Annotated in this window: 14 protein-coding genes; 10 read left to right on the top strand and 4 right to left on the bottom strand. The window is 63.6% G+C overall.

Going from position 1 to position 19,849, the window contains the following annotated elements; translation table 11 throughout:
* Nucleotides 1–80: 80 nt before the first annotated feature.
* The 6 genes from QZZ02_RS13175 (at nt 81) to QZZ02_RS13150 (ending at nt 6,433) form a co-directional block, all read left to right on the top strand.
* Nucleotides 81–1,130, top strand: coding sequence for a LacI family DNA-binding transcriptional regulator (locus QZZ02_RS13175; RefSeq protein ID WP_291845078.1), 1,050 nt, complete (start codon nt 81–83; stop codon nt 1,128–1,130).
* Between the two features lie 115 nt (nt 1,131–1,245).
* Nucleotides 1,246–2,409, top strand: coding sequence for a fumarylacetoacetate hydrolase family protein (locus tag QZZ02_RS13170; RefSeq protein WP_291845077.1), 1,164 nt, complete (start codon nt 1,246–1,248; stop codon nt 2,407–2,409).
* Nucleotides 2,406–3,164 carry an SDR family oxidoreductase gene (locus tag QZZ02_RS13165; protein ID WP_291845076.1) on the top strand — a complete coding sequence of 253 codons (759 nt, stop codon included), beginning with the start codon at nt 2,406–2,408 and terminating at the stop codon, nt 3,162–3,164. The genes QZZ02_RS13170 and QZZ02_RS13165 overlap by 4 nt, the downstream gene beginning before the upstream one ends.
* 48 nt (nt 3,165–3,212) lie before the next feature.
* Complete coding sequence (locus QZZ02_RS13160; protein ID WP_291845075.1) at nt 3,213–4,646, top strand: sugar porter family MFS transporter; 1,434 nt, start codon at nt 3,213–3,215, stop codon at nt 4,644–4,646.
* 78 nt (nt 4,647–4,724) lie between these two features.
* Nucleotides 4,725–5,585 (top strand): SMP-30/gluconolactonase/LRE family protein, encoded by an 861-nt coding sequence (locus QZZ02_RS13155; protein WP_291845074.1) that lies wholly within the window; start codon nt 4,725–4,727, stop codon nt 5,583–5,585.
* Entirely contained in the window at nt 5,585–6,433 is an 849-nt protein-coding gene (locus tag QZZ02_RS13150; protein WP_291845072.1) for an aldose 1-epimerase, read from the top strand. The genes QZZ02_RS13155 and QZZ02_RS13150 overlap by 1 nt, the downstream gene beginning before the upstream one ends.
* A gap of 9 nt (nt 6,434–6,442) precedes the next feature.
* Here the strand turns inward: QZZ02_RS13150 and QZZ02_RS13145 are convergent, their stop codons facing one another.
* Together QZZ02_RS13145 and QZZ02_RS13140 are read right to left on the bottom strand one after the other, a co-directional pair.
* Nucleotides 6,443–8,227, bottom strand: coding sequence for an IlvD/Edd family dehydratase (locus tag QZZ02_RS13145; RefSeq protein ID WP_291845071.1), 1,785 nt, complete (start codon nt 8,225–8,227; stop codon nt 6,443–6,445).
* 133 nt (nt 8,228–8,360) lie between these two features.
* Nucleotides 8,361–9,134 (bottom strand): FadR/GntR family transcriptional regulator, encoded by a 774-nt coding sequence (locus QZZ02_RS13140; protein ID WP_291845070.1) that lies wholly within the window; start codon nt 9,132–9,134, stop codon nt 8,361–8,363.
* A 266-nt stretch (nt 9,135–9,400) separates the two neighbouring features.
* Here QZZ02_RS13140 and QZZ02_RS13135 point away from each other — a divergent pair, with 266 nt between their 5' ends.
* Nucleotides 9,401–11,830 carry a glycoside hydrolase family 3 N-terminal domain-containing protein gene (locus QZZ02_RS13135; RefSeq protein ID WP_291845069.1) on the top strand — a complete coding sequence of 810 codons (2,430 nt, stop codon included), beginning with the start codon at nt 9,401–9,403 and terminating at the stop codon, nt 11,828–11,830.
* 33 nt (nt 11,831–11,863) lie between these two features.
* On the top strand, nt 11,864–14,725 hold the full coding sequence (locus QZZ02_RS13130; protein WP_291845068.1) for a glycosyl hydrolase 115 family protein: 2,862 nt from the start codon (nt 11,864–11,866) through the stop codon (nt 14,723–14,725).
* Between the two features lie 16 nt (nt 14,726–14,741).
* On the opposite strand, the gene QZZ02_RS13125 is transcribed toward QZZ02_RS13130, so the two are convergent.
* Together QZZ02_RS13125 and QZZ02_RS13120 are read right to left on the bottom strand one after the other, a co-directional pair.
* Nucleotides 14,742–16,454, bottom strand: coding sequence for a glycoside hydrolase family 43 protein (locus tag QZZ02_RS13125; RefSeq protein WP_291845067.1), 1,713 nt, complete (start codon nt 16,452–16,454; stop codon nt 14,742–14,744).
* Complete coding sequence (locus QZZ02_RS13120) at nt 16,451–17,971, bottom strand: tryptophan halogenase family protein (protein ID WP_291845066.1); 1,521 nt, start codon at nt 17,969–17,971, stop codon at nt 16,451–16,453. The genes QZZ02_RS13125 and QZZ02_RS13120 overlap by 4 nt, the downstream gene beginning before the upstream one ends.
* Before the next feature lie 386 nt (nt 17,972–18,357).
* Between QZZ02_RS13120 and QZZ02_RS13115 the strand changes: the two genes are divergently transcribed.
* Together QZZ02_RS13115 and QZZ02_RS13110 are read left to right on the top strand one after the other, a co-directional pair.
* Entirely contained in the window at nt 18,358–19,080 is a 723-nt protein-coding gene (locus QZZ02_RS13115) for a TonB-dependent receptor plug domain-containing protein (protein WP_291845064.1), read from the top strand.
* On the top strand, nt 18,968–19,849 hold an 882-nt coding region (locus tag QZZ02_RS13110), incomplete at its 3' end, for an efflux RND transporter periplasmic adaptor subunit (protein ID WP_291845063.1). The genes QZZ02_RS13115 and QZZ02_RS13110, both read left to right, overlap by 113 nt.

The raw sequence follows: 19,849 nt of genomic DNA, 5'->3' as shown, positions 1-19,849 counted from the left end.
CTGGCCTTGCCCGTGCGGCCAAGCCAGCGGATGCTTGAGGAGGGGTCGCGATCAAGACGACCAGAGATCGGGGAGGCCGTGTGAGCAGGACCAAGAAACGCAGCGGCGGTGTGACGATGGACCATGTCGCCCGCGAGGCCGGTGTCTCATTGATGACGGTCTCCCGGGTGATGAACAATGTGCCTGGCGTGAAGGCCTCGACGCGCGAGGCCGTGATGCGCGCGGTCAAGGAACTCGGCTATTCGCCCAATGCCGCCGCGCGCAGCCTGGCCCGCAATGGCGCCGGCCGGATCGGCCTGCTCTACTCCAACCCCTCCGCCGGCTATCTCTCGCAATTCCTTGTTGGCGCGCTCGACGGCGCCCAGACCAGTGGTGCCCTGTTGGTGATCGAGAAGTGCGACATCTCGCCGGACAGCGAATCCGCTGCCATCGGACGCCTGATCGCGGGGGGGGTTGCCGGGGTGATCCTGCCGGCGCCGCATGCCGAGTCCGACCGCGCCATCGCCGCCCTGCGCGAGGCCGGCGTTGTCGCCATCGCGGTTGGTACCGGCCATGCCCGATCCGACGCCCATGCCGTCCGGATGGATGATTTCGCGGCCGCGGCCGAAATGACTCGGCATCTGGTCGAGCTCGGTCATCGCCGCATCGGTTTTATCAAGGGCGCCGTCAACCAGACCGCCAGTGTCGAGCGCCTGCTCGGCTTCGAGACCGAGATCCGGCGAGCCGATCCTCCGGCCGAACCGCTTGTCGAGCCCGGCGACTTTACCTATCGCTCCGGCTTCGAGGCGGCCGAGCGCCTGCTCACGCTGGAGCACCCGCCGACGGCGATCTTTGCCAGCAATGACGACATGGCCGCCGGTGCCCTGGCCGCCGCCCACCGGCGCGGGCTTGATGTTCCGGGTGACCTCTCGGTCACCGGCTTCGATGACACGCCGCTGGCGACGGCTGTGTGGCCCGAGCTGACCACGATCCGACAGCCGGTTGCCCGCATGGCAGAGGCCGCGCTGCGGCTTGTCCTTCAGGAATCCCGCGACCCGTCGCGCCGCGATCTGCGCGCCCTGATCGATCAGTTGCTGCCGCACCAGCTCATCGTGCGGGCCTCGACCGGACGAGTCTCGGACAATTCCTGAAACTTTGGCGCGGGCGGTCGCGGAGGCTTGACTTCGTTGTCTGACAAATTGATGTTAGCGCTATTAAAAAAGCTCGAAGCGGGCGCCGAGCCACAGATAATCCTCCGGGGGAGGAATGACCCAGATTACTGACTGCCTGCCGGTGGACTGGAAGGACGCCGTCCTGATCGGACGCCTGGCCCTGCCTGAAGGCCCGACGCCGGTATTGATCCGCGATGGCCGGGTGCAAGATATTTCCTGTTTCGCTCCGACCGTGTCCGACGCCTTGGCGCGCACGGATGCGCTGGTCGTTGCGGAGGGCCGCGATCTTGGTGCTCTGGATGATCTCGGCTTGGCCGCCGGTTTCGGTCAGGCGCCGTCGGCTGCCGTCAAATTGCTCGCCCCGATCGATCTGCAATGCGTGAAAGCGTCCGGTGTGACCTTCGCCATCTCTGCCATCGAGCGGGTGATCGAGGAGCGCGCCCAGGGCCATGCCGACCGGGCGCGCGAAATTCGCGACGCGCTGCAGGCCCGTATCGGCGCTGATATTGCCTCGGTAAAACCGGGCTCGGCATCGGCAGCCGAGCTCAAGGCGGCGCTGATCTCCGACGGTCTCTGGTCACAATATCTGGAAGTCGCGATCGGGCCGGATGCGGAGATCTTCACCAAGTCCCCGACGCTGTCCTCGGTCGGCTGGGGTGACTGCGTCGGCGTGCGTTCGGACTCGCACTGGAACAATCCCGAGCCGGAGATTGCCCTTGTCTGTGACGCCACCGGCCGCGCCGTCGGCGCCACGCTAGGCAATGATGTCAATCTGCGGGATTTCGAGGGGCGTTCTGCGCTTCTCCTAGGCAAGGCCAAGGACAATAACGCGTCTTGTGCGCTGGGCCCCTTCATCCGCTTGTTCGATGACAAGTTCGGGATCGATGATGTCCGTCAGGCCGAGATCTCGCTCGAGATCACCGGTGCAGACGGATTTACCCTGACCGGGCAGAGCTCGATGTCGCTGATCAGCCGTGACCCACTGGAACTGGTTGGCCAGGCGATCGGCAAGCATCACCAGTATCCCGACGGTTTCGCCCTCTTGCTCGGCACGATGTTCGCGCCGGTCGCGGACCGCGACACGCCGGGACAGGGCTTCACCCACAAGGTCGGCGACCGGGTGAGCGTCTCCACGCCACGCCTCGGGGCGCTGGTGAATGAAGTGACGACTTGCGACCAGGCCCCGCCCTGGACGCTGGGGATTTCTGGCCTGATGCGCAATCTCGCGGCGCGTGGCCTGCTGGGGGGTGCGACATGAGCGGCGCGATTTACCCCTCCCTCAAGGGCAAGCTGGTCGTGATCACCGGTGGCGGGTCCGGCATTGGTGCCGCTCTGACCGAGGGCTTTGCCCGCCAGGGCGCGCAAGTAGTTTTCCTGGACATATGCGACGCGCCGGCCAAGGCGATTGTCGACGCGCTGTCCTCGCTCGATCCGGCGCCGGTCTATCGTCATTGTGACCTGACCGATCTGGACGCGCTGCATGCCTGCTTCGAGGCGATCCGCGAAGCCCATGGCACGGTCGATATCCTGATCAACAATGCCGCCAATGACGACCGTCACACCATTGCTGAGGTCACGCCGGAATACTGGGACAACCGCATGGCGGTAAATTTGCGCCACAAGTATTTCGCCACCCGCGAAGTCGCTCCCGGCATGAAGGCGCAGGGTGCCGGCGTGGTGATCAATCTCGGCTCGATCTCCTGGCACCTCGCCCTGCCGGACCTGTCGGTCTACCAGACCGCAAAGTCGGCCATTGAGGGCATGACCCGCGCGCTGGCGCGCGAGCTGGGCCCGGACGGAATCCGGGTGGCCTGCATCGTGCCGGGCAATGTGAAAACACCGCGCCAGGAAAAATGGTACACGCCGGAAGGCGAAGCCGAAATCGTGGCCGCGCAATGCCTCAAGCTTCGGGTCGAACCCAGGGACATACTGGCCATGGCGCTGTTTTTGGCGTCCGATGACGCCCGGGCGTGTACGGGCCACGAGTATTTCGTCGATGCGGGCTGGAGATAAGACGCATCATCAAAAAGGGCCAAAGGCCCGCATGGGGAGAGTTGGACAATGACAGATACGGCAGATAGCGCCGTGAGCACTTCGGTTCCCGCCGAAGCGCCTAACATGGGCTATATCCTGGCCATCGCGATCGTCGCCACGATCGGGGGCTTCCTCTTCGGTTATGACAGCGGCGTGATCAACGGCACGGTCGACGGCCTGCGGGCCGCCTTCAACTCGGAAGATGTCGGCACGGGCTGGAATGTCGCCTCGATGCTGCTTGGCTGCGCAATTGGCGCCCTGATCGCCGGACGTGCGGCCGACATTTTCGGACGTCGCACCCTGCTGGTTGCGGCCGCAGTCTTCTTCATCATCTCGGCCTGGGGTTCAGGCATGGCCAACGGGTCGACCGAATTCGTGATCTACCGTTTGCTCGGTGGTCTCGCCGTCGGTGCGGCCAGCGTCATGGCGCCGGCCTACATCTCCGAGATTGCCCCGGCGGGCATCCGTGGCCGTCTCGCGACGATCCAGCAGATCGCCATCATCGCCGGCCTCTTCTTCTCTTTCCTGTCAAACTATCTGCTGGCGGAAACCGCCGGCGGTTCGACAGTGGAGTTTTGGCTCGGTTTTGAAACCTGGCGCTGGATGTTCTGGATGGAGCTTCTGCCGGCCGCGGTCTTCCTGATCGCGCTGTTCTCGATCCCGGAAAGCCCGCGCTTCCTGGTCTTCAAGAAGAAGAACGAGCAGGCCACGGGCGTGCTGACGAAGCTGTTCGGCCCGAAGACGGCCAAGCGCAAGGTCGAGGAAATCGCATCCTCGCTTGAAGCCGATCACCAGCCAAGCCTGCGTGACCTGATCAGCCCGATCACCAAGAAGATCCGCCCGATCGTCTGGGTCGGTATCGGCCTTGCCAGCTTCCAGCAGCTCGTCGGTATCAACATCATCTTCTACTATGGCGCTGTGCTGTGGCAGGCTGCGGGCTTCACCGAGAGTGATGCCCTCCTGACCAACGTCCTGTCGGGTGCCCTGTCCATCGGTTCGGTGATTGTCGCCCTCCTGGTGATCGACAGGCTCGGCCGCAAGCCGATGCTCATCATCGGCTCAATCGGCATGGCTGTGACGCTGGGTCTGTGTGCCTTCGCCTTCTCGACCGGCGAACTCGTCGACGGTTCGCTGAGCCTGTCCGACAACATGGCGCTCCTGGCTCTGGTTGCGGCGAATGTCTATGTGATGTTCTTCAACTTCTCCTGGGGTCCGGTCATGTGGGTCATGCTGGGCGAGATGTTCCCCAACCAGATCCGTGGCTCCGGCCTGGCGGTTGCGGGGCTCTTCCAGTGGGGCACCAACTTCCTGATCTCCATCACCTTCCTCTCCCTGCTCAGCTCGATCGGGCTGGCCGGGGCCTACGGGATCTACACCGTGTTCGCCGTCATCTCGATCTGGTTCGTGATCAAGATGGTCCGCGAGACCCGCGGCAAGGAACTCGAGGACATGGAAGGCTAGCCTGTCACGACAGACCTCCGGCCCGGGCGACCCTCCGCCCGGGCCGATTTCTTTCGCGCAGGCGGTGACGGAATCGGCATGACAACGCCCGAGCTGATCTGGGATTTGAAGGCGGAACTGGGTGAAGGCCCGGTCTGGTCGGCGCGCGAGCGCTGCGTCTGGTTCGTCGATATCAAGGGCCGTAAACTGCACCGATATGGCGCTGATGACGGTGCCAGGGCGAGCTGGGATACGCCGGACCAGACCGGCTTTGCCCTGCCGGCGACGGATGGCAGCCTGGTCTGCGGCGTGCGGGGCGGGCTCCACCGCTTCGACCCGGCGGATGGCCGCTTTTCCCTAATCGAAGCGGTCGAACTGGACCGGCCACAGAACCGGCTCAATGATGGCTATGTCGCGCCGGACGGTTCGCTTTGGTTTGGCTCCATGGATGACAGCGAGGTCGACAAGACCGGCGCGCTTTATCGCTGGACGCCGGATACGGGCGCGGTCCTCAAGGCGGATGGATATGGCGTCACCAATGGCCCGGTGCTCAGTCCCGACGGCAAGACGCTCTATCATCACGACACGCTGGAAAAGACAGTCGAAGCCTTCGACCACGACGCCGGCCAGATTTCCAACCGGCGGGTCTTTGCGGTAATGGATGAGGGCTATTGCGATGGCCCGTCCATGGACCGTTCCGGGGTGCTGCATGTCGGTCTGTTCGGCGGCTGGGGCGTGGCCCGCTATGCGCCGGACGGTCGCAAGCTTGGCAAGATTGATTTCCCGGTGTCGGCTGTCACCAAAGCGGCCTTCGGCGATGACGACCTGCGCACCCTCTACTGCACGACAGCCTGGCTGCACCAGACGCCGGAAGCGCGTTCGAAACAGCCTCTGGCCGGCGGTCTCTTTCGGGTTCGGGTCGAGACGCCCGGTCAGCCGCAATCCCTGATAAGCCTGTGATGCTTCGACTGGTGCAAGCCGGCTATGAGCTGGAGCTGTGTCCGCAGCTTGGCGGGGCCGTCACAGCGCTGCGCTGGCAGGGACGTAATATATTGAGGTCGACGCCAGCCAAGGCCTGCGATGTCCTGGCGACAGCGAGCTTCCCGCTCATCCCTTTTGCCAACCGTATCGCCGATGCCCGTTTTGACTGGCAGGGCGTAGCCATTCACCTGCCGGTCCTGCCCGGCTTTGAGCCACACGCCCTGCACGGCGATGGCTGGCAATCACCGTGGTCGCTGATCGATCGGGATGAGGATGAGATCGTGCTCGGTCTTGATCACCCGGCCAGTGCCTGGCCTTGGCACTGGTCGGCCCGGCAGCGCTTCAGCCTGTCTGAGACGGGGCTTGAGATGGTCTTGTCGCTGACCAATCTGGACAGCACGGACATGCCGGCCGGGCTGGGCTTTCATCCTTATTTTGCCATCTCGGGAGACCGGACAATCCGTTTCAGATCGGATCATGTCTGGCTGGCCCGTGACGACATGATTCCCGTCCAGCGAACGACGCCGGGCCGGATTGGCGACTTCTGCCACGGGCTGCAGGCCTGCGGCAGAAAACTGATTGATCATTGCTATTCCGGTTGGGATGGCCGCGCCCTGGTCACGTGTGAGGCTGGGCCCGTGCGCGTGTCAGCCTCGCCTGATGCCCGCCACCTGCATGTCTTCATTCCGCCGGGCGAGGATTTCGCCTGCCTTGAACCGGTGACCCACCGCCCCGACGTCATTAACGGTCCGGCAGGCGAGATGCCGGCCCTGGCACCGGGCGACACCCGGTCGATCACGATGAGGATTGCGCTCGATTCGTCCTAGGCGGCAGTCCTAGTGATTGTCGCGGGGATTGCCGAAAGTCTCGACAATCCGACGGTATTTGACGGCCGGTTCGAGCGCGGCGCCGGTTTCCAGCTGCCCGATCGTGTCGCGCTGCATTTCCTGCCACGGGGTTTGCGACGCGGGGTAGGGATAGCCACCCGCAGCCTCGAGCGCATCGCGCCGGTTGCGGATTTCGGCGGCGCTGACCAGCCAGTCCACGGTCGCGGCATTGAGGTCGATCCGCAGTCGGTCGCCGGTGCGCAGAAGCGCGATATTGCCGCCGACCGCCGCTTCCGGGGAGGCGTGCAGTATGGAGGGCGAGCCGGATGTTCCCGACTGGCGACCATCGCCGATGCAGGGCAGGACATTGATGCCCTGCTGGATGAGATAGGCGGGCGGCCGCATGTTGACGACTTCCGCGGCGCCGGGATGCCCGATCGGGCCGGAGCCGCGCATCACCAGAATTCCGTCATCGCCAATCTTTTCGGCCGGGTCGTCGATGCGGCGGTGATAGTCTTCCGGGCCATCAAACACGTAAACCGTGCCTTCGAACGCGTTCGGATCATTGGGGTCGGACAGGTAGCGGTCGCGGAAAGCCTTGGCGATGACGCTCGTCTTCATCAGCGCACTGTCGAACAGGTTCCCGTTCAGAACAATGAAGCCGGCATCCTTGAGCAGCGGAGCCTCGAAGGGCCAGATCACGTCTTCCAGGATGATTTCGGCGCCGTGGCAATTCTCGCCGATCGAGCGGCCGCTGACGGTCTTCGCGTCCGCGCGCAACAGGCCATGCTGCATCAGCTGGGCGGCCACGGCAGGCACACCGCCAGCCTGGTGGAAGTCCTCGCCGAGATAAACGCCGGCCGGCTGCATGTTGACCATGAGCGGGATCTTGTGGCCGTGCGTTTGCCAGGCCTTGAGCGGTAGATCGACGCCGGAATGCCGGGCCAGGGCCGTCAGGTGGACGGCCGCATTGGTCGAGCCGCCCAGGGCCGAATTGATCGCGATCGCGTTGAGGAAGGCGTCCTCGGTCAAAATGTCAGACGGTTTGAGGTCTTCATGGACCATGCCAACAATCCGCTTGCCGGTCTGGTAGGAGACCTGGCCGCGCTCGCGATAGGGAGCCGGGATGGCTGCCGAGCCGGGCAGGCTCATGCCGAGTGCCTCAGTCAGGCAATTCATCGTCGAGGCGGTGCCCATCGTGTTGCAATAGCCGACCGAGGGCGCCGAGGTGGCGACCAGCTCGATGAAACCCTCATAGTCCAGTTCGCCCCGCGCCATCATCTCGCGGGCCTGCCAGATGATCGAACCGGATCCGATCCGCTTGCCCTGGCGCCATCCGTTGAGCATCGGTCCGACCGACAGAGCGATGGCCGGGATATCGACGGTGGCCGCGGCCATCAGGCAGGCTGGTGCGGTCTTGTCGCAACCGACGGTGAGCACAACGCCATCAATGGGGTAGCCGTAGAGAAGCTCGACCAGGCCCATATAGGCAAGATTGCGGTCCAGCCCCGCCGTCGGACGCTTTCCGGTTTCCTGAATTGGATGAACCGGGAACTCCATGGCGATGCCGCCGGCTTCGCGAATGCCTTCTCGAACCCGTTTGGCCAATTCGAGATGGTGGCGGTTGCACGGGGCGAGGTCGGAGCCGGTCTGGGCGATGCCAATGATCGGCTTGCCTGAGCGCAGCTCTTCCAATGTGAGGCCGTAATTCAGATAGCGCTCGAGATAGAGCGCGGTCATGTCCGGGTTTTCCGGGTTGTCGAACCAGGCGCGTGATCTCAGGCGTTTCGTCATCAGGCTCTCTAATGCAGGCGGTGTCCCCGCATCGGAGACAAAATAATACTCCGACAAATAGATTGCATTTTGACAGCAAGCAAGATGCTGCATCGACAAGGCGAGCCGCGCTACGCGAGAAATTGCAGCAAAATCAGCCCGCGTCAGGCGTTTCCGGCTGCTTCTGGCCGCGGCGCAGCGCCCGTGCTGTGTCGCGCAGGGCGGCGCCCACGAGTTCCGCCATGGCGCTGCGAGCGGCTTCCGGGCCGCCGGCAGCGATGGCGTCGAAAACCCGCCAATGGTCCGGCATCGGGTCGCGCGGGAGCTCGTCCTTGCGGGCCTTGTAGACGGTCGTCCAGCGCACGCCTGCACCGATCGTGCTGGCCAGGCTGCGCAGCGGCATGTTGCAGGACGCATCAAGCACGGCGTCGTGGAAGGCGCGGTCCGCGCTCTGGCCGGCTTCGCTGTTCAGCGTGTGCTTTTCCATGTTCATCAGGGCCTCACGCATGATGGTGAGGTGATGCGGCTCGCGACGCTCGGCGGCCAGCGCGGCGGCGGCCGGCTCGATGATCATGCGCAGTTCGAACAGGCCGTCGATCAGCTTGGGATCAGGCTCGGACGCGAAATACCAGGCCAGCACATCCGGATCGAGCAGGTTCCAGCGGGTCGGCTGGGTGACCCGGGTCCCGGTTTTGGGGCGGCTCTCGACCAGCCCCTTGGCCGACAGGATGCGGACCGCTTCGCGATAGGCACTGCGGGAGACTTTCAGACGCTCGGAGAAGTCGATTTCATTGGGCAGGGTCTCGCCGGGCGCATATTGGCCGGAGACAATGGCAATGCCAAGATCATGGGCGATTGTGCCGTGGATGCGGGCCGGATTGCCGGTACGCCGCCGCGGTCTGCCCTCGGTCTTGTCGGTGGCCGCCATGTCGATCGTCCTTCTGTCGTGCTGTCTGGGCAGTCTTTTGGCCTGTCGCCTGTCCGTCCAGCGGGCAGGTTGGGTTAGGCGATAAACCGCCACGATTCCCAATGCTTTTGTGTCTACGGTCTTACTTCCAGGCGGCAGGGGTGTCCATATGGGCGCATTTACTCGGACAAATGCATTGACCTTCCCCCCATGCCTCGTCTTACTATCGCGCAAAGCTAAGCGCCGGACCGTCGCTGATCCGGCCTGTCAAAGGGGAAGACACCAGTATGAGCGTCCAGACGCCTGCCTTCGATATTGTCCGGCTGACGCGCCGGATCGCCGCTCCGGCAGCCCTCCTCGCCATCCTTGCAAGCCAGACCGCCTGCGCCGCCCAGGAGGCTGAACGTCCCGGCCCGGACGCGGTCTACCGCGATGCCAGCCAGACGGTCGAGGCGCGGGTCGAGGATCTGCTCTCGCGCATGACGCTCGAAGAAAAAGTCGCCCAGATGGTCGGCATCTGGCAGAACAAGGCTGAAATCCAGACCCCGTCCGGCGATTTCTCGTCCGAGCGTGCTTCCGAGAACTATCCCAACGGGCTGGGCCAGATTTCACGCCCCTATGATCGCCAGGGCGTCGAGCCGGGCACCCAGGCCGCCGGCGCCAATGCCGGTGTGCTCAATCGCGATGAACGCGAGACGGTCGAGTACATCAATGCCGCCCAGCGCTGGGCGATCGAGGAGACACGCCTTGGCATTCCGCTGCTCTTCCATGAAGAAGCGCTGCACGGCTATGTCGCGCCCAACGCGACCAGCTTCCCGCAATCCATCGGTCTGGCCTCGACCTGGGATACCGAACTGCTCGAGGACGTGTTCAACGTCGCCTCGCGCGAGATGCGCCTGCGCGGCGTCCACCTGACCCTCGCCCCGATTGTCGACATCGCCCGCGACCAGCGCTGGGGACGGATCGAGGAAACCTATGGCGAGGACCCCTATCTTGTCTCCGAGCTGGGCATTGCCGCCGTGCGAGGCTTCCAGGGCGACGGCCTGCCGCTCGCCGATGACCGGGTCTTCGTGACGCTCAAGCACATGACCGGACACGGCCAGCCCGAAAGCGGCATGAATATCGGCCCGGCCCAGATCTCCGAGCGCGAATTGCGGGAGAATTTCCTGCTGCCCTTCGAGCGCCTGGTCGAGGATACCGAGGTCATGCAGATCATGGCCTCATATAACGAGATTGACGGCGTCCCCAGCCACGCCAATCGCTGGCTGCTGACTGATGTGCTGCGCGATGAATGGGGCTATGAAGGTCTGGTCGTCAGTGACTATTTCGCCATTCGCGAGCTGATCAGTCGGCACGGGATGTATGACAATATCGAGGATGCTGCGATCCGCGCCCTGGAAGCCGGTGTCGATGTCGAACTGCCGCATGGTGACGGCTTCCTCAGCCTGCCGGACATGGTGGCGGAGGGCCGGATCAGTGAGGAACAGATCGACACGGTCGTGCGCCGCATCCTGCGCCTGAAATTCCTCTCCGGCGTTTGGGAAAACCCCTATGCCGACGCCGACGCGGCGGTTGCCGGGACGGCGACCGACGACGCCATAGCCCTGGCCCGTACGGCGGCGCAACGCGCGATGGTGCTGCTGGAGAATCGCGACAACACCCTGCCGCTCGACCCGGATTCAATCGGCACGCTGGCCGTGATCGGCACCCATGCCGTCGACACGCCGATCGGTGGCTATTCCGATCAGCCGCGTCATGTGGTGAGCATTCTGGAAGGTTTCCAGCAGGCCGCCGCCGGCCGGTTTGAGGTGGTCTATTCGGAAGGTGTGCGCCTGACCGAGAGCCGGCAATGGGCGGCCGACCAGGTCGACCTCGTCGATCCCGCCGTCAATGCCGAACTGATCGAGGCTGCCGTCGCGACCGCCCGCGAGGCCGATGTCATCCTGATGGTGCTCGGTGAAAACGAGCAGCTCAGCCGCGAAGCTTGGGCCGACAACCATCTCGGCGACCGGGCCGACCTGCAACTGGTCGGGCAGCAACTCGACCTGGCTCGCGCAATCTTCGCCCTCGGAAAGCCGACCATTGTCGTCCTGCTGAATGGCCGACCGCTGGCTGTCAACTTCCTGTCCGAGAACGCCGATGCCCTGATCGAGGGCTGGTATCTGGGTCAGGAAACCGGCAATGGCGTCGCCGATGTCGTGCTGGGCGAGGTCAATCCAAGCGGCCACCTGCCGGTGACCATTGCCCGTTCGGTTGGCCAGCTTCCGGTCTTCTACAATCACAAACCATCAGCCCGTCGCGGCTATCTCTTCGACGAGGAGGCGCCGCTCTACCCGTTCGGTTATGGACTGTCCTACACCACGTTCGAGATGTCCGAGCCGCGTCTGGTCGAGGATATGATCCCTGCCGGACAGAGTGCCTTCGTCGAGGTCGATGTGACCAATACCGGTGACCGCGCCGGTGATGACGTTATCCAGCTCTACATCCGCGATGATCTCGCCGTGGTGACACGGCCGGTCCTGCAACTGGCCGGCTTCCAGCGGGTTTCGCTCGCGGCCGGTGAAACGCAGACCCTGCGTTTTGAAGTCACGGAGCGTGCAATGTCACTTTGGAATCTCGACATGGAGCGGGTGGTCGAACCCGGCACATTCACCATCTCGGTGGGTGCCGATTCGACCAATCTTCAAGCAGTGACACTCACCGTGACGGCCGACTGACGGCAAAGCGACAGGTATCCGAAAGGCGGACCCATGCGCTGGACTTCAACCTGGCACATTCTTCCGGCCGCCTTTGCGGTCATCTTGGTTGCCTGTCAGCCGATGGCTGACAGGCAAGAGCCCTCCTCCGAGGCGGACGTCGGGACAGGTTGTCCGGGTGAGGCCGCGATCTGTCCCGGTCGTCCTGCGGCGGACGGGTTTGCGCTTGTCGCGGACGGGCTGGCCGCTGCCATCGTCACCGATCCGGATGACGCGCCGGGCCTGTTGCGGGCTGCCGAGGACCTTGCCGAGGACCTCGCCGCCGTGTCCGGCCAGCCGGTCGCCATCGATGCAGGCGCGGCCGCCGGTCGCGCCATTATTGTCGGCACAATTGGCGGCAGTGCCCTGATCGATGGCCTGGTAGCCGAGGGGCGGCTCGATGTGTCCGGCATCGACGGTGTGTGGGAAGCCTATCTTCACCAGGTCGTCGATAATCCGGCGCCTGGCATTGAGCGGGCGCTGGTCATTGCCGGCGCTGACATGCGCGGCGCGATCTATGGCGTTTATGACGTCTCGCGCGCATCCGGGGTGTCGCCGTGGCATTGGTGGGCCGATGTGCCGGTTGACCGTCACGACCAGCTCCAGGTCTCGGCCGGCCATCGGCTAGACGCGCCGTCGGTGCGCTATCGCGGGATATTCCTGAATGACGAGAACCCGGCGCTGTATGGCTGGGTCAATGAGAGCTATGGCGGATTCAACCATGATTTCTATGAGCAGGTCTTTGAGCTGATCTTGCGCCAGCGTGGCAATTATCTCTGGCCGGCCATGTGGGGCAAGGCCTTCTCAGATGATGATCCGCTCAATGCGCCGACCGCGGACCTGTATGGCGTGGTGATCGGAACCTCGCACCATGAGCCTCTGATGCGGGCCCATGTTGAATGGGCCCGCTATGGCGAGGGGCCTTGGGACTTCGCGGTCAATCCCGAAACCTTGCGCGAATTCTGGCGCGAGGGTGTCGAGCGCATGGGTGATCATGAGAGCCTGGTCACGATCGGCATGCGCGGCGATGGCGACGAGGCGATGACCGAGGGTACCGCGATTGCCCTCCTGGAAAGCGTGGTCGCGGCCCAGCGCGAAATCATTGCCGATGTGACAGGCCGTCCGGCCTCCGAGACGCCACAGGTCTGGGCGCTCTACAAGGAGGTGCAGGACTATTTCGATCAGGGCATGGATGTTCCCGACGATGTGACCCTGCTTTTTGCGGACGATAACTGGGGCAATATCCGGCGTCTGCCGAGACGCGGTGCTGATCGTGAGGGCGGCTATGGCGTCTATTATCACTTCGACTATGTCGGTGATCCGCGGAACTATAAATGGCTCAACACGACCCAGATCGAGCGCACATGGGAGCAGATGAATCTGGCCTGGGAGCACGGCGCTCACGAGCTCTGGATTGTCAATGTTGGCGATCTCAAGCCGATGGAATTTCCAATCAGCTTCTTTCTTGACCACGCCTGGGATCCCGAGTCGATGACGCTGGAGGCGATGTCCGGCTACACGCGGGACTGGGCTGCCGAACAATTCAGCGAGGCTGAGGCCGATGCGATCGCGGCGCTGTTGATCCGCTACACCCAATACAACGCCCGCCGCAAACCCGAGCTGATTGATGCCGGGACATTCTCGCTGACCGGGTTTGATGAGGCGGACCGGGTCGAGGCGGAGTGGCAGGCGCTTGCGGCCGAGGCGGATGCCGTTCGGGCCCGTTTGCCTGAAACCTACGACGACGCCTTTGTTCAGCTGGTCTGGTTCCCGATCCAGGCCAGCGCCAATCTCAATTCGCTGCACATCGAGACAGCCCGCAACCGCCTTTGGGCAGCCCAGGGCCGTGTCACGGCGAATGAGGCGGCAGACCGGGTCGCCTACCTGTTTGAACGCGATGCCGAGCTCGAGCGCATCTATCACGAGGATGTGGCGGACGGGAAATGGAACCATTTCATGTCCCAGACCCACATTTCCTACACTTATTGGCAACAGCCAGAGGAAGATCTCCTGCCGGAAACGGTTCGTGTCGAGGCGCTTGATGGTGCCCATCTCGGGCTGGCCCTGTCGAGCGGCGGCGAAGCCCTGGTATTTGACCGCTATGGCGAGGCTGATCGCCAGATCGAGGTGTTCGATCGCGGGGACCGTCGGGCTTTGGTGCAGCTTTCGGCGAGTGCAGCCTGGATCATCCTGTCCCGCACCGAAGGCGGTGCCGGGGAGGTCATGGTCAGTATCGACTGGACAGCGCTGGTAGCCGGCGAGCATGCTGGTCAGATCACGGTTACCGGGTCTGGCGGCGCCGAATACACGGTTCCGGTCATCGCCCGCCAGCGGGCAGCCGATACGGTGACCGGTCATTTCGTCGAGGCCGATGGCCATGTCACGATCGAGGCTGCCGACCATGCTGCGGCGGTGAATGGTGATGGCGTTGCCTGGGTGGAAATTCCCGAAATCGGCCGTAGCCGGTCCGGCATGAGTGTCCTGCCGGCCAACTCACCCTCTCACGTGCCGGGCGAGGGCCCCTATCTCGACTATCCGGTCCAGCTCTGGTCGACGGGTGAGGTCGAGATCGATGTCACCCTGTCGCCGACGTTGGATTATCTCGACCGCGGCGGCATGCGTTACGGGGTTCAGCTCAATGGCGGGCCGATCGAGATCGTCAATGTCCAGGCCGATGACAGTCACGCGGCCTGGATGCGCAATGTCGCCGACAGTGTCACCGTGCTGACCACACGCCACACAGTCGAGGCGCCGGGCGCCCAAAATATCCGGATCTGGCTCATTGATCCCGGTCTGGTCTTCCAGCGCCTGTCACTGCGCACCGGCGAGCTGCCCGATACCTATCTCGGCCCGCCCGCAAGCTGGCAGGCCGAGTAGGAAGGTAATCGCGGGTCTATTCCCCGGTCGGCGTGAAGGCGTGTGGGCCCATCGTGACGCCGACGAAACCGCCTGCGGTGCGGGTGGAGAGGATGGTGCCGTCGGCACCACGCAGCAGATTCTGCCAGCCGCCATCGGGCAGGCGATAATCGAAATCATAGCGCGGGCCACGGGCTGTGGCCCGGACCTCGACCAGGGCGCCCGCGTTCAGGGAAACCCCTGCCGTGGCGATCACGGTGCCGTCTGACGGGGCGTCGCTCCCGGCGCGGCGGCGCAATTGGATGGCCAGCCCGTCTTCGGTCTGTTCGAGGCCGATGAAATACCAGTATTCGTCATTTTGCAGCACGGCGAGTCCGGCGCGAGAACCGGTCGTGTCGGGCGTGAAACTGAAGGCGAGCTCGGCCTGGCCGAACATGTGCTGCTGACGGCGGCCGAAGAAGGACGGGTTGGAAAAATCCCCCAGCCCGACCGGGCGCGGCTGGAGTTCGAGCGCCTCGCCATCGAGTTGCCACCAGGTCTCGCGCGGATTGCGCATCATCATCCAGTCCGGGCCCATCTCGCTTGTGTCGAACTCGTCGATCACCGTGAAGGCGCCGGCCATCGGCGCAATCTCCGGATCGCCGGCCGGCAGGTCGGGGCGGGCGGCGGCATAGGGGATAGCCTCGCCCGGCCCGGTGATGTGTGGCCAGCCGCCCTCCCAACTGACCGGCATGAGGAAGGTTTCACGGCCGGTATTGTACTGGTCATCGCCATAGGGACGCACGGCGAGGAAGGTGGCCCACCAGTCGCCGTCCGGTGTCTGTACAAGATCTGCATGGCCGGCCGAAGTGATCGGATTGGCGCGGTCGCGGGGCAGGTCGCGCTGGGTCAGGACCGGATTGTTTTCATACGCGGTGTAGGGGCCCATCGGCGCATCGCCCACCAGAACAACTTGGGAATGGTTTTCCGCGGTGCCGCCTTCAGCGGCCATCAGGTAATAGCGTCCGTCTACCTTGTAGATGTGCGGGCCCTCGATCCAGATCGGCTGTTCGGAAAAATCGACGCCGCCGTCGATCAGAACGATTCGCTCACCGAACGTCTCCAGCGTTTCCAGATTGAATTCCTGGATCCAGACGGCACGGTGCCCCTGGTATTCCGGCTCCCGGTCCGGCGGACCGTTATTGAGGATGTAGGCGCGGCCGTCATCGTCCACGAAGAGTGAGGGATCGATGGCGCCGACAAGGTCGGGCAGCCAGACCGGGTCCGACCAGGGTCCGGACGGATCGGTGGCGGTGATCAGGAAATTATCGCCGCAATCGACACAGGTATTGAGGATGTAGAACAGGCCGTCATGGTATTCGATGGCCGGTGCGAACAGGCCGCGCGACAGGCCCAGCGTGCCGAAATTCACCTGGTCCGGGCGGTCGATGGCATTGCCGATCTGCTCCCAATGCACAAGATCGCTGGAGCGGAAAACCGGAAGGCCCGGGAAATAGGCAAAGGTCGAGGTAACGAGATAATAGTCGTCACCGGCGCGCGTGTTGGACGGATCCGGATAGAAGCCGCCGAGTACCGGGTTGAGGAATGTGCCGGCATCCCGCGGCACGCCCTCGTGGACCGGGTCGCCGCCGGAATAGGTGAAGCGCTCGAAACGGGCCGGGGTGATACCAGCGGACGGGGTCCCGCCCGTGTCGGCAGAGCAGGCAGCGAGTGTGGCAAGGCTGACGCCCAGCAGAAGGTGGCGGATCATGACAGGGGCTCCATTTCGGCGGCGCAATTATTGGCGATGAAGTCGGCATGGGTCGGCATGTGATCCGACGAGGCCTGCATGGCTTGGCGGATCTGGGCGAGACGGCGACGGGTTTCGTCCTCGGACAGGCATTCCGCGACCGGGTCGAAGGCGCGCGGTCTGAGCCCCTGGCCGATCATCACCGCGAACCAGCTGGTATCATTGACCGACTCGTCATTTTCCCGGAAGATTCGGCCATAACCCTCGAAAATGCGGTATTTCTCGGCCAGGCCCGGCGGGACCGGCATGGTCCGGCAATGATCCCAGAACGGCGTGTCGTCCCGCGTCGTCGCGTTGTAGTGCAGGATGATGAAGTCGCGCACCCGCTCGAACTCTTCCTTGGTGCGGGCCTTGAAACGATCAATATCGGCCTGTTCGAACGCGGTGCTCGGGAACATCTGCAGCAGCTTGGCGATGCCGCTCTGGATCAGGTGGATCGAGGTCGATTCCAGCGGCTCCAGGAAGCCGGAGGATAAGCCCAGCGCGACACAGTTTTTCACCCAGGCCTGTTTGCGCCGGTCGGTCACGAAGCGCAGGCATCTGGGGTCGGCAAGCGGCTTGCCGTCGAGATTGGCGAGCAGGGTCGCGGCGGCTTCATCGTCGGATATGTGGTTGGACGAATAGACATAGCCATTGCCGATCCGGTGCTGCAGCGGAATGCGCCATTGCCAGCCGGCCTCGCGCGCGGTGGCGCGGGTATAAGGCGTGATTTCTTTCGACCCTTCGCACGGCACGGCCAGCGCCTGGTCGCAGGGCAGCCAGTCGGTCCAGTCTTCACATCCGGCCTTGAGCGTCTTTTCGATCAGGAGGCCACTGAAGCCGGAACAATCGACAAAGAAATCAGCAGCCAGCACCCGGCCATCTTCCAGCCTCACCGAGGCGATGTGGCCGTTTGCCCCGTTCCGGGCGACGGACTGGATGCGGCCCTCGGTCCGGGTGACGCCGCGTGCCTCGGCATAGGTTCGCAGATAGCGCGCATAGCGTCCGGCATCGAATTGATAGGCGTAGGAATAGATCGAGAGCAGGGAGTTCGGATCGGTGTGCGGCGGTGCGAACCGGTTCGCCCGTGCCATCTGGATGGGCAGGGAATAGGCGTCGAGTGCGCTTGCATTGAGGTCTTCAACAAAGCTCGCCCAAAGGTGATGGAACTCGATCTCGGCTGCGGGCATGCCGTATTCGCCGAGCGGGTGGAGGTAGCTGTCGCCGATCCGGTTCCAGTTGCAAAACTCGATTGCGAGTTTGAAGGTCGCGCGGGTTTCGCGAATGAAATCCGCCTCGTCGATGCCGAGGCCGGCGTTGAAATGGCGGATATGGGGCCGGGTTGCCTCACCGACCCCCACGGTGCCGATGGCTTCGGTTTCTGCGAGTTCAACCGCCATGTCCGTGTCGCGAAAGGCGTTCGACAGGGCTGCGGCGCACATCCAGCCCGCAGTTCCGCCGCCAACAATCAGCACTCTTCTTACGCTATTGTCTGACATTGAACTCCGGCCTCTCCGCCGACCCGGAGGCAAGCATATTGGAGCGTTGTCGTGAGCGTCAACGCTCCAGGCCCGTGAGATTCCAAGCAAGAATAGGGCTGATTCTGCCAATTGACAACGTGGACATAAGCGCCAGCACTGCAATCGGGAAACACATTCCGACGTGCGACAAATTCATTGGGTTGAAAGCTTGCCACGCCGGAAAACTTGGATTGCCCAATCAATTAGTCATACAATTGTGCTAGGCAATATTAATAGCGCTACCAGTTGCGCATCAAAGGGGAGGAAGTCGGAGGGAAAAATCACCGACGATACCAGTGTGTCTTGCGGGGCGCGGCCGTGGCCGGGGTTGGAAGGAAGGCGTATCTGCCTTTGCTCTGACTGCGTTGCTGGCCATATCGCCTGCTTTTGGTCCGGGAACCGGAGCCACCGAAGCCACCGAAGCCACCGATGACGCGGATGACGCTGAAGTCATCCAGATCACGGGCTTCCGGCCCAGCCTGCAGACATCACGAACAATCAAACGCGACAGCGAAGTGGTGGTCGACTCGATCACCGCTGATGACATCGGCGCCCTGCCGGACCGCTCGGTCGCCGAGACGCTGCAACGCGTTCCCGGCGTGTCGATCGACCGCTTCGCCGCCGGCGTTGATCCGGACCACTTCTCGATCGAAGGCTCCGGTATCGTCGTTGGCGGTCTGACCTGGGTCCGCACCGAACTGCACGGACGTGATAACTTTTCGGCCAATAATGGTCGTATTCTCAGCTTCTCCGACGTTCTTTCCCAACGCATGGGCGGCGTCGACGCGTTCAATAGGCCGGCCGCCGACATGATCGAGGGCGGTATCTCCGGCACGATCAACCTGCGCACGCGGCGGCTTTCCGGGCTGCGGCGCCATGCGGCTAGTCCCGTTCCACGCAAACGCGTGCGCCTGCGCAAACCTCAAGACTTGCCTTTGCTGAGCCGAAAGCCATCTATGCGCTCAGGAGAATGCCATGCGTCGCGCCAGTTTCTTGATTGTTGTACTTGTTGCCTTCGTGGCGATGACCGCCATCGTTGCCGTGCGGGCCCTGTTGCCCGGAGCGGACGATATGATGGCGCGCGGTGAGCGCGTCCTGCCGGTCGCTGTGTCCGAGGTGCCGAGCCTCGAATTTGCCGATGTTGTCGAAGCGCTCGGGACTGCGCGCGCCAATGAAACCGTGACAATAACCGCCCGCGTGACCGACACCATCTCCCGGATCAATTTCGAGTCCGGTCAGCAGGTCGAGGCGGGGACGATCCTCGTTGAATTGACGGATACGGAAGAAGCCGCCGACCTTGCCGAGGCGCGCTCAACCCTGCGCGAAACCCAGCGTGATCTTGATCGCACCAATGACCTGATCGCCCGCTCCGTGGTGCCGCAATCCCGTCTTGACGAGGCCCGTGCGGCCGTCGAACGGGCGCGAGCCCGGGTCGCCTCGATCGAGGCCCAGCTGGCCGACCGCATCGTGCGGGCGCCGTTTGCCGGCATTGTCGGTCTGCGCGAAGTTAGTCTGGGCGGCCTGGTCCGTCCCGGCGACACGATCGCGCGGCTCGATGATACCAGCCGAATCAAGCTCGACTTCACTGTGCCCGAGCGCTTCTTGTCGGTGGTCCGCGCCGGCATGCAGGTGGCGGCCGAGACGTCTGCCTATCCCGGCGAGACCTTCACCGGCGAAATCGCCCAGATCGACAGCCGGATCGATCCGGTCACCCGCAGCGTCATCATTCGGGCCGAAATCGAGAATCTGGATGGGCGCCTCCTGCCTGGCCAGCTGATGACCGTTTCCGTGCGTCGCGATGTGCGCAGCCGGCCGGCCGTGCCCGGTGCGGCCCTGACGCGCTATCTCGACCAGACC

Source organism: Maricaulis sp. (assembly GCF_015665295.1).
Taxonomy (GTDB): domain Bacteria; phylum Pseudomonadota; class Alphaproteobacteria; order Caulobacterales; family Maricaulaceae; genus Maricaulis.
This window is presented reverse-complemented; position numbering and strand designations above follow the sequence as displayed.